General features: G+C 63.1%; 12 protein-coding genes. 7 read left to right on the top strand and 5 right to left on the bottom strand.

Going from position 1 to position 13,787, the window contains the following annotated elements; translation table 11 throughout:
* Position 1 precedes the first annotated feature (1 nt).
* The 3 genes from hpnA to BRPE64_RS14495 all read left to right on the top strand — a co-directional run bounded on the left by hpnA (position 2) and on the right by BRPE64_RS14495 (position 4,296).
* Positions 2 to 1,012, top strand: a complete 1,011-nt coding sequence (hpnA, locus tag BRPE64_RS14505) for a hopanoid-associated sugar epimerase (protein ID WP_016354190.1) — start codon at positions 2 to 4, stop codon at positions 1,010 to 1,012.
* 247 nt (positions 1,013 to 1,259) lie between these two features.
* Positions 1,260 to 3,512 (top strand): NADP-dependent isocitrate dehydrogenase, encoded by a 2,253-nt coding sequence (locus tag BRPE64_RS14500; RefSeq protein WP_044042638.1) that lies wholly within the window; start codon positions 1,260 to 1,262, stop codon positions 3,510 to 3,512.
* Between the two features lie 232 nt (positions 3,513 to 3,744).
* Positions 3,745 to 4,296: a hypothetical protein gene (locus BRPE64_RS14495; RefSeq protein WP_016354188.1), complete on the top strand. Its 552-nt coding sequence runs from the start codon at positions 3,745 to 3,747 to the stop codon at positions 4,294 to 4,296.
* Between the two features lie 12 nt (positions 4,297 to 4,308).
* Here the strand turns inward: BRPE64_RS14495 and BRPE64_RS14490 are convergent, their stop codons facing one another.
* Positions 4,309 to 5,511, bottom strand: coding sequence for a glycosyltransferase (locus tag BRPE64_RS14490; protein WP_044042637.1), 1,203 nt, complete (start codon positions 5,509 to 5,511; stop codon positions 4,309 to 4,311).
* A 480-nt stretch (positions 5,512 to 5,991) separates the two neighbouring features.
* Here BRPE64_RS14490 and ispH point away from each other — a divergent pair, with 480 nt between their 5' ends.
* Positions 5,992 to 6,954, top strand: a complete 963-nt coding sequence (ispH, locus tag BRPE64_RS14485) for a 4-hydroxy-3-methylbut-2-enyl diphosphate reductase (RefSeq protein WP_044042227.1) — start codon at positions 5,992 to 5,994, stop codon at positions 6,952 to 6,954.
* 13 nt (positions 6,955 to 6,967) lie between these two features.
* Entirely contained in the window at positions 6,968 to 8,122 is a 1,155-nt protein-coding gene (hpnH, locus tag BRPE64_RS14480; protein ID WP_044042226.1) for an adenosyl-hopene transferase HpnH, read from the top strand.
* 292 nt (positions 8,123 to 8,414) lie between these two features.
* On the opposite strand, the gene BRPE64_RS14475 is transcribed toward hpnH, so the two are convergent.
* From BRPE64_RS14475 to BRPE64_RS14460, 4 genes are all read right to left on the bottom strand, one after another.
* A complete protein-coding gene (locus BRPE64_RS14475) occupies positions 8,415 to 8,810 on the bottom strand; it encodes a type II toxin-antitoxin system VapC family toxin (protein WP_044042225.1) in 396 nt (131 codons plus the stop codon).
* Positions 8,807 to 9,046 carry a type II toxin-antitoxin system Phd/YefM family antitoxin gene (locus BRPE64_RS14470; protein ID WP_408608256.1) on the bottom strand — a complete coding sequence of 80 codons (240 nt, stop codon included), beginning with the start codon at positions 9,044 to 9,046 and terminating at the stop codon, positions 8,807 to 8,809. The genes BRPE64_RS14475 and BRPE64_RS14470 overlap by 4 nt, the downstream gene beginning before the upstream one ends.
* A 145-nt stretch (positions 9,047 to 9,191) precedes the next feature.
* Positions 9,192 to 9,386 (bottom strand): YbdD/YjiX family protein, encoded by a 195-nt coding sequence (locus BRPE64_RS14465; protein ID WP_016354182.1) that lies wholly within the window; start codon positions 9,384 to 9,386, stop codon positions 9,192 to 9,194.
* 47 nt (positions 9,387 to 9,433) lie between these two features.
* Positions 9,434 to 11,518: a carbon starvation CstA family protein gene (locus tag BRPE64_RS14460; RefSeq protein WP_016354181.1), complete on the bottom strand. Its 2,085-nt coding sequence runs from the start codon at positions 11,516 to 11,518 to the stop codon at positions 9,434 to 9,436.
* 167 nt (positions 11,519 to 11,685) lie between these two features.
* Here BRPE64_RS14460 and BRPE64_RS14455 point away from each other — a divergent pair, with 167 nt between their 5' ends.
* Positions 11,686 to 13,125, top strand: a complete 1,440-nt coding sequence (locus BRPE64_RS14455; RefSeq protein WP_016354180.1) for a cache domain-containing protein — start codon at positions 11,686 to 11,688, stop codon at positions 13,123 to 13,125.
* Positions 13,115 to 13,753, top strand: a complete 639-nt coding sequence (locus BRPE64_RS14450; protein ID WP_044042224.1) for a response regulator — start codon at positions 13,115 to 13,117, stop codon at positions 13,751 to 13,753. Before BRPE64_RS14455 ends, BRPE64_RS14450 begins: the two co-directional genes overlap by 11 nt.
* Positions 13,754 to 13,787: the final 34 nt, after the last annotated feature.

Genomic DNA, 13,787 nt, shown 5'->3' with positions numbered 1-13,787 from the left:
AATGACTGATTTTTCCGGCTCTCGCGTGCTTGTCACGGGCGCATCGGGATTTGTCGGGTCCGCGGTCGCGCGGCTCGCCATCGCACGCGGCTTCGACGTGCGCGTGCTTGTGCGCGCGACGAGTCCGCGCAAGAACGTCGAGGCGCTGGACGCGGAGATCGTCGTCGGCGACATGCGCGACGAAGCCTCGATGCGCGCCGCGCTCAAAGGCGTGCGCTTCCTTTTCCACGTCGCGGCGGATTACCGCATCTGGGCGCCGGACCCGAGCGAAATCGAGCGCGCCAACCTCGAAGGCACCGAGGCGACCATGCGCGCGGCGCTGGCCGAAGGCGTCGAGCGCATCGTCTATACGAGCAGCGTCGCGACGCTCAAGGTGACGAGTTCCGGCGCGATCGTCGACGAAACCAAACCCTCCGATGCGGCGAGCACGATCGGCGCCTACAAGCGCAGCAAGGTGCTGGCCGAGCGCGCGGTCGAGCGCATGGTCGCCCAAAACGCGCTGCCTGCGGTGATCGTCAATCCGTCGACGCCGATCGGCCCGCGCGACGTGCGCCCGACGCCGACCGGGCGCATCATCCTCGAAGCGGCGACGGGCAAGATTCCGGCGTTCGTCGATACCGGCCTGAACCTCGTGCACGTCGATGACGTCGCGAACGGGCATTTTCTCGCGCTGGAACGCGGCAAGATCGGCGAACGGTACATTCTCGGCGGCGAAAACCTGCCGTTGCAGCAGATGCTGGCGGATATCGCGGGCTTCGTCGGGCGCAAGCCGCCGACCATCAAGCTGCCGCGCGGGCCGCTCTATCCGCTCGCGGTCGGCGCGGAACTGTTCGCGAAGTTCAGCGGCAAAGAGCCGTTCGTCACCGTGGACGCGCTGCGCATGTCGAAGAACAAGATGTACTTCACCTCGGCCAAGGCCGAACGCGAACTGGGATACGGCGCGCGTCCGTATCGCGAGGGGCTGAAGGACGCGCTCGACTGGTTCCGCGCAAACGGCTATTTCGCCGGGTGATGCGCGAAATCATTTCGTGAAACGTTCCGGCTGCCGCAACGAAGACGCCGGAACGCAACTCTTGTATAAGACTTGAAAAAATCTAAGTATTTGATATAGCAAGAAAAACGCCCGTTTTGGCCGTCCGTGCAAGGCTTCTTTCGCACGCGCGTCACGCAATTTCAGGCAGAATAGCGGTTTGTTGCCGGAAAGGCGATTTGAGGCCGGCGGTTTTTTCCCAACCTGTTTTCGGATGTCGAGACAAGCGATGAGTAACCAGCAACCCACCATCATCTACACCCTGACCGACGAAGCCCCGCTGCTCGCGACCAGCGCCTTTCTGCCGATCATCCGCACCTTCGTCGCGCCGGCGGGCGTGAACATCGAAACGAGCGACATTTCCGTCGCGGGCCGCATCCTCGGCGAGTTCGGCGAATTTCTGACCGACGAGCAAAAGGTGCCGGACAACCTCGCGCATCTCGGCGAACTCACGCAAGACGCCGACACCAACATCATCAAGCTGCCGAACATCAGCGCGTCGCTGCATCAGCTGATCAGCGCGATCAAGGAACTGCAGTCGAAGGGCTACAAGCTGCCCGACTACCCCGAAGAGCCGAAGAACGACGAAGAGAAAGCCATCCGCGCGCGCTATTCGAAGTGCCTCGGCTCGGCCGTGAACCCGGTGCTGCGCGAAGGCAACTCGGACCGCCGCGCGCCGCTCGCGGTCAAGAACTACGCGAAGAAGCATCCGCACAGCATGGGCGAGTGGAGCATGGCTTCGCGCACGCACGTCGCGCACATGAAGCACGGCGACTTCTATCACGGCGAAAAGTCGATCACGAACGACCGCGCCCGCGAAGTGCGCATGGAACTCGTCACGAAGCGCGGCGAGACCATCGTGCTCAAGCCGAAGGTCACGCTGCAGGAAGGCGAGATCGTCGACAGCATGTTCATGAGCAAGAACGCGCTCGTGCAGTTCTACGAAGACCAGATGGAAGACGCGCGCAAGACCGGCGTCATGCTGTCGCTGCACGTCAAGGCGACCATGATGAAGGTGTCGCACCCGATCGTTTTCGGCCACGCCGTGAAGGTGTTCTACAAGGACGCGTTCGCCAAGCACGCGAAGCTGTTCGAGGAACTCGGCGTCAACGTGAACAACGGTCTCGTCGATCTGTACTCGAAAATCGAGGCGCTGCCGGAATCGCAGCGCGATGAAGTCATCCGCGACATGCACGCGTGCCACGAGCATCGCCCGATGCTCGCAATGGTCGATTCGGCCAAGGGCATCTCGAACCTGCACGCACCGAACGACGTGATCGTCGATGCCTCCATGCCCGCGATGATCCGCGCCGGCGGCAAGATGTGGGGCGCCGACGGCCGTCCGCAGGACACCAAGTGCCTGATCCCGGAAAGCACGTTTGCGCGCATCTATCAGGAAATCATCAACTTCTGCAAGACCAACGGCGCGTTCGACCCGAAGACCATGGGCACGGTCCCGAACGTCGGTCTGATGGCGCAGAAGGCCGAAGAGTACGGCTCGCACGACAAGACCTTCGAGATTCCGGAAGACGGCACGGCGCGCATCGTCGACAACGCGTCGGGCGAAGTCATCGAGGCGCTGACGCAGCAAGTCGAGAAGGGCGACATCTGGCGCATGTGCCTCGTCAAGGACGCGCCGATCCGCGACTGGGTCAAGCTCGCCGTGACGCGCGTGAAGAATTCGGGCATGCCCGCGGTGTTCTGGCTCGACCCGTATCGTCCGCACGAAAACGAACTGATCAAGAAGGTCGAAACGTACCTGAAGGACTACGACCTCACCGGCCTCGAAATCCACATCATGTCGCAAGTGCGCGCAATGCGTTACACGCTCGAACGCGTGATCCGCGGCATGGACACGATCTCGGCTACCGGTAACATCCTGCGCGACTATCTGACGGACCTGTTCCCGATCATGGAACTCGGCACCAGCGCGAAGATGCTGTCGATCGTTCCGCTGATGGCAGGCGGCGGCTTGTACGAGACCGGCGCGGGCGGCTCGGCACCGAAGCACGTGCAGCAACTCGTGCAGGAAAACCACCTGCGCTGGGACTCGCTCGGCGAATTCCTCGCGCTGGCGGTGTCGCTGGAAGAACTCGGCATCAAGCATAACAACGCGCGTGCGAAGCTCGTTGCGAAGGCGCTCGACGCCGCCACCGGCAAGCTGCTCGACAACAACAAGAGCCCGTCGCCGAAGACCGGCCAGTTGGACAATCGCGGCAGCCAGTTCTATCTCGCTACCTACTGGGCGCAGGAACTCGCGCAGCAGACGGAAGACCGCGAACTCGCCGAACTGTTCGCGCCGCTCGCGAAGACGCTGACTGAGAACGAGCAGAAGATCGTCGACGAACTCGCGGCCGTGCAAGGTCAGGAAGCGGACATCGGCGGCTACTACAAGCCGGACGAGAAGAAGCTCGAAGCCGTGATGCGTCCGAGCAAGACGCTCAACGCCGCGCTGGCCGATGCAGAGGCGCGCGCGAAGTAAGCACGCACGGGCGCATCGAAGCCGGATGCGCCTCGACGAACCGGCATCTCCACGGAGATGCCGGTTTTGTTTCTGGGCACATGAATGCCGGGCACGCCTGTCTCACGCAGAAAAACTGTCGTGGAATCCGCACGTTCGGTGCAATTGGTTACAACCTGTGCCGGCTTCGCCAAATGTGAGCAGGTAGAATCGGTGCCTCGCCGCACGCTCGCAAGACAACAGACACACTCGCATGAATCTACATGACCAGCTCGGCACGCTGGAGTCGAGCCTCGACGCGCTCCTTCAGATCGCCACCGCATCGCCCGCCCCGGCTCAGCCGTTCGCTACATCGACGCAATCGGCAGCCGCCGCGCCAGCGCATGCCGATGAAACCGCACCCGCCGAGCCGCCCGCACTGGGCCGGACGGCCCCGCCCGACAACGTACCTGCGCCCGCTGAACCGCCCGCGCTGAACGAGCCGCCCACGCTCGTGGTGTCGCGTCCGGAGCAAAACGCCATCGAAATGACCATCGCGGGAAAATCGGTGAAGCTGAGCCCGGAAGGCGTGTCGGAGCTGATCGAGGAATTGTCGAATGTGCGGGCGTCGATGTCCGTCGAGCAGCCGGCCGGCATCGCGCCGGGCTGGCGCTTCGCGGCGACCAAGAATCCGCTCATGGCAGCGCAGAAGTCCGCCAATGGCGACCGGCTTCTGCTGATGCGTCACAACGGACACGGCTGGGTGCCGTTCACGTTTTCGCCGAGCATGGTTATTGAGCTATACGCCCTGTTGACGCAGAAGTAAGACCCCTTTGCGTCAGGAACCTTCCTGCGTCGGCGCCTGTACGCGCGCCTTCCACTGTCCGCCCTTCCCGCTCCAGTAACGCACGGCCGAGCCGATCGTCGCGCTCACGTAGAACAACGCGACGAGCGGCAACAGCGGCGCCCACAGCAGCGATCTCCGGTAGTAGCGCAGCATCGGCCCGTAAGCGATGCACATGAACGCCCACGCGGCGCACGCGGGCCAGGCGCGTGCGCCCATCGTCAGGGCGAGCACCGGCGGCGCGAGATAGATGATCGCCATGCCGATCACCGTGCCGACCAGCAGCAGCGGCGAATAACGCAGTTGCGTGAACGCCGTGCGCGCGATCATGTTCCAGACATCGCGCCAGCTGTCGTACGGACGCAGCGATTCGCTGCCCTCGGCGAGATCGAGGCGAATCGGCCGCGCGGCGCTGCGGCCCGTACGATGCTTGATGCGCGCAGCGAGGCTGCAGTCGTCGATCAGTTCCTGACGGATCGATTCGATGCCGCCCGCCTCCACCAGCGCCGAGCGGCGCACCAGCATGCAGCCGCCGGCTGCGCCCGCCGTCGGTTTCTTCACGTCGTTGACCCACGCGAACGGATAAAGCTTGGCGAAGAAGAACACGAACGCCGGGATCAGCGCCTTTTCCCAGAGCGAATCGGCACGCAGACGCACCATCAGCGAAACGAGGTCGCGGTCTTCGAGAATCGTACGCGCGACGAGTTGCGTCGCGGCATCGGCCGGATGGTAGATGTCGGCGTCGGTGAGCATGAGGTATTCGGCGGGCAACCCGAGCGAATCGATCGCGCCGATGCCCTGCGACTGCGCCCACACCTTGCCCGACCAGCCCGGCGGCAGCGGCTGCGCGGTCAGCACCGTCAGCCGGTCTTCGAGACCGAGGTCGCGCGCGGCGGCGAGTGCGACGCTGGCGGTGCCGTCAGTACTATGGTCATCGACGACGATCACGTGGAACGCGCCCGCATAGTCCTGCTTGAGCAACGAGCCGACCGCGCGCCCGATGACATCGGCTTCGTTACGCGCAGGCACGACAGCGACGAGCGCCGGCCACGCGCCGCGGCGCGCGATCTCGGCATTGCCGACAGCGTGGATCGTCGTCTCGGACAGCGCCGCCGCGGGCTCGGCACGCCAGAAACCGCCGCGCGCGAAAAGCAGCACGATCCAGATCAGAAAAGACAACCAGGCGATTAATAGCATGAGATAAGTAAAAAGCTTTTTGGAAAACGCGCGACCGGCTGCCGCGACCACGGTGCGATCCGGCCCCGCCAAATCCGGGCGTTACGATGGGAACGGCCCGGCCATTCCGGCGATGCGCAGCGGCTATGCGTTGCGCCAAAAATACAAAACGGGGACAGCGCGATGGAGCAGGCCCGCACGCCGTTATACGCGGCAGCGTTGCGCGAGCCTCACGGGCGCGCGGCCCGAAGCGATCGACAGTTTACTGGGTTCTGAAAATCGCCGTATTTGCGTGATGCGCGGCGCGACGCATAGCGGCGCAGGCATTGAGCACCCAAAAAGGGAACGCGATAGAATACGCGGTCATCTTAGGCGCGCAGACCGATACCACTGTGTCTTTTTTTCCGGTCTGCTTTCCCGGCCTTTTTGGCCCGATTCACGGGAAAGTGCGAGCTTCGCGCCGCTAACCCGAAACCCGCGTCAGTCGGAGTTCGTTCGAATATGCGTATCATCCTTGCTCAACCCCGCGGCTTTTGTGCGGGCGTGGTCCGTGCGATCGAAATCGTCGATCGGGCCCTCGAACGACATGGCGCACCGGTTTATGTGCGTCACGAGATCGTTCATAACCGTCATGTCGTCGATAATCTGCGCGGCAAGGGCGCTCGCTTCGTCGAAGAACTCGATGAAGTGCCGCACGGCGCAGTCGCCATTTTCAGCGCGCACGGCGTGGCGCGGAGTGTCGAGAAAGACGCGGAGACGCGCGGCCTCGACGTGCTCGACGCGACCTGCCCGCTCGTCACGAAGGTTCATGTGCAGGGCCGCCAGTATGTATCGCAGGGGCGCACGCTCATTCTGATCGGTCACGCGGGGCATCCCGAGGTGGAAGGCACGATCGGCCAGATTCCGGGCAAGGTGGTGCTCGTGCAGAGCGAAGCCGAGGTCGCGAAACTGACGCTCGAAACCGATGCGCCCGTGGCGTACGTCACGCAGACCACGCTGTCCGTGGACGACACGCGTGGCATCATCGATGCCTTGCAGCGGCGCTTCACGGATATCGTCGGGCCGGACACGCGCGACATCTGCTATGCAACGCAAAATCGCCAGGCCGCCGTGCGCGAGTTGTCGAGCCAGGTGGACGTGCTGCTCGTGGTCGGCGCTACCAACAGTTCCAATTCGAATCGTCTGCGGGAAATCGGCGCCGAGAGCGGCGTGCCGAGCTACCTCGTCGCGGACGGTTCGGAGATCAGGCCGGAGTGGTTTGCCAATGTGCAGACGGTCGGTATCACGGCGGGCGCTTCGGCGCCCGAGGAAATGGTCAAACATGTGATCGATGCCCTGCGCGCGTTCGGCCACGTCGAAGTCTCGACGATGGACGGCCGCGAGGAAAAGGTCGAATTCAAACTCCCCGCGAAACTCATGCAGCCGCTTGCCGCCGTCGCGGCCACGGCGATTCGCGAAGAATAAGGAGATCAGACAATTGTCTATCCCGATGCTCCAGAAAGTCCGCGTTGGCGCCTATATCTTTCGCCAGCACTTTTCGCGCAACAAGCGCTACCCGCTCGCGCTGATGCTGGAACCGCTGTTCCGCTGCAACCTCGCGTGTAACGGTTGCGGCAAGATCGACTATCCGGATCCCATCCTGAATCAGCGCCTGTCGCTCGAAGAGTGTCTCGGCGCCGTCGATGAATGCGGCGCGCCGGTCGTGTCGATCGCGGGCGGCGAGCCGCTCCTGCACAAGGAAATGCCGCAGATCGTGAAGGGCATCATGGCGCGCAAGAAGTTCGTCTATCTCTGCACGAACGCGCTGCTGATGGAAAAGAAGATGGACGATTACGAGCCGAGCCCGTACTTCGTCTGGTCCGTTCACCTCGACGGCGACCGTGAAGCGCACGATCACTCGGTGTCGCAGCCGGGCACCTACGACAAGGCCGTCGCGGCCATCAAGGAAGCGAAGCGCCGCGGCTTCCGCGTGAACATCAACTGCACGCTGTTCAACGACGCGGAACCCGAACGTGTGGCGAAGTTCTTCGACACGCTCGGCCCGATCGGCGTGGACGGCATCACGGTTTCGCCGGGCTACGCGTACGAGCGCGCGCCGGATCAGCAACACTTCCTGAACCGCGACAAGACGAAGAACCTGTTCCGCGAGATCTTCAAGCGCGGCAACAACGGCAAGAACTGGTCGTTCAGCCAGTCGACGCTGTTCCTCGATTTCCTGGCCGGCAACCAGACGTATCAGTGCACGCCGTGGGGCAACCCGGCGCGTACGGTGTTCGGCTGGCAAAAGCCGTGCTATCTGGTCGGCGAAGGTTATGTGAAGACCTTCAAGGAACTGATGGAAACCACCGACTGGGACAAGTACGGCACAGGCAAGTATGAAAAGTGCGCGGACTGCATGGTCCACTGCGGCTTCGAGGCGACTGCCGTGATGGATACGGTGGCGCATCCGCTGAAGGCCGCGAAGATCGCGCTTTCGGGCCCGCGCACAACGGGCGCCTTTGCGAAGGATCTGCCGATCGACAAGCAGCGCCCGGCGGAGTATGTGTTCTCGAAGCACGTCGAGATCAAGCTGGAAGAGATCGGTCGGATGCAGAAGAACAAGGGGTCGAAGACGGCGGCTGCGGTGAACTGAGTTCTGCGTCGAGCTTGTGGGATGCGAAGGGCGGGTGACTGGGGTCATCCGCCCTTTTTGTTTTGGGCTGGAACGGTGTTAGGCCCCGCTCGTGTCAGCCGATCTGCCAGCGCACACCAGCACCGCCCCCAGGCTGCGTCTGAAAACCTATGATGAAGTTGCCATCGTTGATCTTCTGAAGCGAAACACTTATCCATCAAATAAATATTTAGTCATTCTAAATAAATAGAGTTGAATCAGATTCATCTAATTTGTCAAAAAAGCCACAAAACGTCCAGTCGCTGGTTTTGCGTCACCAGATGGTCTTGACGTGCTCGTAGCTTCGAATCTGCCTGTCTTTCGTCACCAACGGAGCGGACAGCGTGCGAGCGGTCGCAACGATCATTCGATCCGCGGGATCTTGATGAAAGTTGCCCGGCAGATCAGCCGATGCGAGCGCAATGTTCCGATCCACAGGTGCGAAACGTACACCGTTGATTCTGCTGACCTTGTCGAACCAACCGCCAACATCCATGGCAAGGCCCAGTCGCCCCTTCTTGACCAGAAGCATGACTTCCCACGCGGTCATGGTTGAGACGACAATTTCGCCCTCGTCTTCGATTTCCCGGTCGATCGCGGCGCTGGCCCGCTTGCTCAACCCTGCACCCTCAACCCACCATAGAAGCGCATGCGTATCCAATACGATCATGGAAGCAGCTCCCAGTCCTCCAGTCCCACCGGTTCCTCAGGATCGTTGTAAAACAACACGCTGCCACGCAATTCCTCCAGCGGCGTGAGCGATGAATTCTCGTAGCGCCGGACTTCGAGCACCGGCTTTCCATGGTCTGTCACAATCATTCGTTCTCCTGTCGATTCCACGTGACGAAAGTATTCAAGCGCTTTGGCCTTGAACTCCGATTTCGACACTCGCTTGACAGTCATGATAGCGCCTATAGTCATTTTAAAGTGGTCATTTTACCCTCGTCCGAATGGGTTAGGCAAAACGGACATTTCCACGCACGCACCATAAGAAAAACGCGACGGCTCCCACCGTCGCGTTCTCATCCATCACCTGCAAAACCGCATCACATCAACAGCACTTCCCCGCCCCCGATCCATACCTCGCTTCCTGCCGCTCGCGGAAAAACTCCGCGTAGCTCATCATCGGTTTGTCGGGGTGCGTCGTCTGCATGTGCGTGACGTAGGCGTCGTAGTCGGGCATGCCGACCATCAGGCGCATCGTCTGGCCGAGATAGCGGCCGGCTTGTCGAAGATCGCTGAACATTTCAAACTCCTAAAGCACTGAATGGCACTCAATGCACTCAATGGCACTCAATGTCCCGAGCGCACCGCCGCGCCCGCGCCCGCCGGCATCGCCTCGAACGGCGTCTCGCGCACCGTCGGCTTCGCTTCGCGGCGCGCTCGCAGCACCGACAACACGCCATACACCGCAATGCTCAACACCACGAAGATGAAGAGGCCCGCGAGCGCCGCATCCACATAATCATTGAAGATGATGCGCTGCATTTCCGCCAGCGACTTCGCCGGCGCCATCACCTTGCCCGCATCGTAAGCGTCGCGCAGCTTGCCCGCGTGGGCGAGGAAGCCGACCTTCGGATTCGCGTCGAAGATTTTTTGCCAGCCGGCCGTCAACGTGCACAGGAGCAGCCATACCGTCGGCAGGAGCGTGACCCAGGCGTAGCGTTCGCGCTTCATCTTGAACAGCACGACGGTGCCGAGCATCAGCGCGATACCCGCCAGCATCTGGTTCGAGATGCCGAACAGCGGCCACAGCGTGTTGATGCCGCCGAACGGATCGACCACGCCCTGATACAGGAAGTAGCCCCACGCGGCCACGCACAGGCCCGTCGCGACCAGATTCGCCGGCAGCGATTCCGTCCGACGCAGCGCCGGATGGAACGTGCCGAGCAGATCCTGCAGCATGAAACGGCCGGCGCGCGTGCCTGCATCGACGGCGGTCAGGATGAACAGCGCCTCGAACAGAATCGCGAAGTGGTACCAGAAGGCCATCATCGTAGGGCCACCGATCACCTGATGAAGAATCTGCGCCATGCCGACCGCGAGCGTCGGAGCGCCGCCCGCGCGCGCGACGATGGTCGTCTCGCCGACCGCCTTCGCCGTCGATGTCAGCATGTCCGGCGTCAGCATGAAGCCCCAGCCCGTCACGGTCTGCGCGACGGCTTCCGGCGTGGTGCCGAGCATCGCGGCGGGGCTGTTCATCGCGAAATAGACGCCCGGCTCGATCACGCACGCAGCGACCAGCGCCATGATCGCGACGAACGATTCCATCAGCATCGCGCCGTAGCCGATGAAGCGCATGTTCACTTCGTTGTCGATCATCTTGGGCGTCGTGCCCGACGCGATCAGCGCGTGGAAGCCCGACACCGCGCCACACGCAATGGTGATAAAGAGGAACGGGAACAGGTTGCCCGACCAGACCGGACCCGAGCCATCGACGAATTTCGTGAACGCCGGCATCTTCAGTTCAGGCGCGACGATCAGAATGCCGATCGCGAGGCCGAGAATCGTGCCGATCTTGAGAAAGGTCGAGAGATAGTCACGCGGCGCGAGCAGCAGCCACACCGGCAGCACCGACGCGACGAAGCCGTAGCCGATCAGAATCCACACGAGCTGCGTGCCGGTGAATGTGAAGTACGGCGCGAGCGTGGCCGATTCGGCGACTTGTCCGCCATACGTGATCGCGAGCATCAGGCCGATAAAGCCGATGATCGACACCTCGCCGATCCGCCCCGGCCGGATGTACCGCGTATAGATGCCCATGAAGAGCGCGATCGGAATGGTCGCGGCCACGGTGAACGTGCCCCACGGCGAATTCGTCAGCGCCTTCACGACGATCAGCGCCAGCACCGCAAGAATGATCACCATGATGAGGAACGCACCGAACAGCGCGATCACGCCCGGCACGGTGCCGAGTTCCATCTTGATGAGATCGCCGAGCGAACGGCCGTCGCGGCGCGTCGAGATGAACAGTATGACGAAATCCTGCACCGCGCCCGCGAACACCACGCCGCCGAGAATCCACAGCATGCCGGGCGTGTAGCCCATCTGCGCGGCGAGCACCGGGCCGACCAGCGGACCCGCGCCCGCGATCGCCGCGAAGTGATGGCCGAACAGCACGTACTTGTTGGTCGGTACGTAGTCGAGGCCGTCGTTGTGACGCACGGCCGGCGTCATGCGCAGGCCGTCGAGTTGCAGCACCTTCGCCGCGATGAAGCGCGAATAGAAGCGGTAAGCGATGAGATACACGCAGACCGCCGCGATGACGATCCACAGTGCGCTGATACGCTCGCCGTGCGCGAGCGCGATGGTGCCGAATGCGAACGCGCCCAGCAGCGCGAGCGCGATCCAGACCAGGAATCCGGAAGCCCGATTCATGGTGTCTCCTTGAGTATTGTTGGCCCTCGGGGTAAGCCCTCGGTGGCGGTCCATGCGCCATAGCAGCGCATTGGGCGGTAGTATTCGCCTTCCCCCAGACCGCCACAAGCGCACAACTACGTACCCGCGCTACGTAGAATCACGTAGCGAGAAACGCATTCGAGCCGATGAATCTCAAGGCAAAAATCTTCCTGCTGGCGATCGTGCCGTTCGCACTGGCGATCGGCGGCATCACGTACGGCGTGCGGCAGCAGGCGGAATCGCTCGCGCAGGCGCAGCACGAGACGATGCAGGCCGCATATATGTCGAGCAAGGAGAACGAGTTGCAGCATTACGTCGAGATCGCCAGGAGCACGATCGCGCCGTATTACGACGCGCCCGCCGGCGATCCGCGCAGCGACGACGAGCGCCGCCGCCTCGCGCTCGACGCGCTGCAACGGCTCGACTTCGGCCAGGACGGCTACTTTTTCGTCTACACGATGCGCGGCACGTCGCTGATGCATCCGCGCCAGCCCGATCTCGTCGGCCGCGATCTGTGGCTCATGCGCGATCCGAACGGCGCGCTGACCATCCAAGAGCTCATCACGCAGGCGTCGCGCGGCGGCGGCTATGTGCGCTACGTGTGGCGGCGTCCGTCCACCGGCAAGCTTGCGCCCAAGCTCGGCTACGTCGTGCCGCTCGAACGCTGGGGCTGGATGATCGGCACGGGCATTTATCTGGAGGATGTCGAAACGACGCTCACGCGCATCGATGCGCAGGCGGCCGCGAATATCGCGCGGACGTTGATGTGGATCGGCGCAATCGCGCTCGCGGCGCTCGCGGTCATCGCGCTGTGCGGGGCGGTGCTCAACATCAGCGAGCATCGCAGCGCCGACGCCAAGCTGAAGCGCCTCGCGCGGCAGGTGGTCGAATCGCAGGAACAGGAACGCGCGCGGCTGTCGCGCGAACTGCACGACGGCATCAGCCAGATGCTCGTCTCGGTGAAACTGCTGCTCGAATCGGCGCTCGCGCGCTTCGAACGCAGCGCGGCGCGCGAACCGACCGCCGAAGCCGCGCTCGCCACGAGCCTCGGACGGCTCTCCGGCACGCTGCGCGAAGTGCGCCGCATCTCGCACGCGCTGCGTCCCGCGATGCTCGACGATCTCGGCCTCGCCGCCGCGCTCGAACAACTCGCGCGCGAATTCGACGGGCAGGACGGCATCGAGGCGCATTTCGCATGGATGGCGAACGGCGCGCCTTGTGCGGCGCAAACCACGACGCTTCCCGACCCCGTCAACACGGTGCTCTTTCGCATCGCGCAGGAAGCGCTGACCAACATCGCGCGCCACGCGCACGCCACGCGCGCGGCGCTGACGCTCGATATCGCGACGCACGCCGTCACACTCGACATCACCGACAACGGCCGCGGCTTCGACGCGCAAAGCGCGCTTTCCGACCCGGCGAGCGGCGTCGGCTTGCGCAACATGCGCGAGCGGCTCGACACGCTCGGCGGCACACTGGCGATCAGTTCGCAACTCGGCCGCACGGTCATCGCCGCGACGGTGCCGCTGCCGCTCGCCGCGCCGAATCTAAAGGAACCCACCCAGGAACGCACCGATGAGCGCTGAACCCGCCCGCATCATCCTCGTGGACGATCACCCGCTCGTACGCGACGGCCTGCGCGCGCGGCTCGATTCCGTGCCGCATCTGCGCGTGACCGGCGAGGCGGGCAACGCCGCCGAAGCGCTCGCGCTCGCCGCCGACGAAGCGAATCCGCCCGATCTCGTACTCATGGACGTGGGCATGGCCGGCATGAGCGGCATTCAACTGGCGGCGCGTTTTCACGAGCGCTTTCCGGGCATTCGCGTGCTGATGTTGTCGATGCACGACAACATCGAATACGTGACGCAGGCGGTGCGCGCGGGCGCGAGCGGCTATGTGCTGAAGGATTCGCCGTCGACGGAAATCATTCAGGCGATCGACGCCGTGCTCGCCGGCAAGACCTTCTTCAGCGCGGGCATTGCCGCTCGGATGATCCAGGCACGTTCGATGCAGACGCCGCTCGAACGCCTGACGCCGCGCGAACTGGAAATTCTCGACGCATTGGCGGAAGGCTTGTCCAGCAAGCAAATCGCGCAGCAGCACGGACTGTCGGTGCGTACGGTGGAAACGCACCGGCTGAATTTGAAGCGCAAACTGGATATCGACGGGCAGGCCGAGCTGATCAAATTCGCGGTGGAACATCGCCGCACATGACGCCCGGCCCGGCCGGAAAGAGACGCGTCGAAGG

The sequence above is a fragment of the Caballeronia insecticola genome (genome assembly GCF_000402035.1).
Classification (GTDB): domain Bacteria; phylum Pseudomonadota; class Gammaproteobacteria; order Burkholderiales; family Burkholderiaceae; genus Caballeronia; species Caballeronia insecticola.
This window is presented reverse-complemented; position numbering and strand designations above follow the sequence as displayed.

Bases quoted from the DNA above. Each gene is read 5' to 3' on its own strand.
- ispH (WP_044042227.1), top strand. From the start codon at position 5,992: ATGCGTATCATCCTTGCTCAACCCCGCGGCTTTTGTGCGGGCGTGGTC.
- BRPE64_RS14475 (WP_044042225.1), bottom strand. From the start codon at position 8,810: ATGATCGTATTGGATACGCATGCGCTTCTATGGTGGGTTGAGGGTGCA.
- BRPE64_RS14455 (WP_016354180.1), top strand. From the start codon at position 11,686: ATGAATCTCAAGGCAAAAATCTTCCTGCTGGCGATCGTGCCGTTCGCA.
- BRPE64_RS14500 (WP_044042638.1), top strand. From the start codon at position 1,260: ATGAGTAACCAGCAACCCACCATCATCTACACCCTGACCGACGAAGCC.
- BRPE64_RS14495 (WP_016354188.1), top strand. From the start codon at position 3,745: ATGAATCTACATGACCAGCTCGGCACGCTGGAGTCGAGCCTCGACGCG.
- BRPE64_RS14490 (WP_044042637.1), bottom strand. From the start codon at position 5,511: ATGCTATTAATCGCCTGGTTGTCTTTTCTGATCTGGATCGTGCTGCTT.
- hpnA (WP_016354190.1), top strand. From the start codon at position 2: ATGACTGATTTTTCCGGCTCTCGCGTGCTTGTCACGGGCGCATCGGGA.
- BRPE64_RS14465 (WP_016354182.1), bottom strand. From the start codon at position 9,386: ATGTTCAGCGATCTTCGACAAGCCGGCCGCTATCTCGGCCAGACGATG.
- BRPE64_RS14450 (WP_044042224.1), top strand. From the start codon at position 13,115: ATGAGCGCTGAACCCGCCCGCATCATCCTCGTGGACGATCACCCGCTC.
- BRPE64_RS14460 (WP_016354181.1), bottom strand. From the start codon at position 11,518: ATGAATCGGGCTTCCGGATTCCTGGTCTGGATCGCGCTCGCGCTGCTG.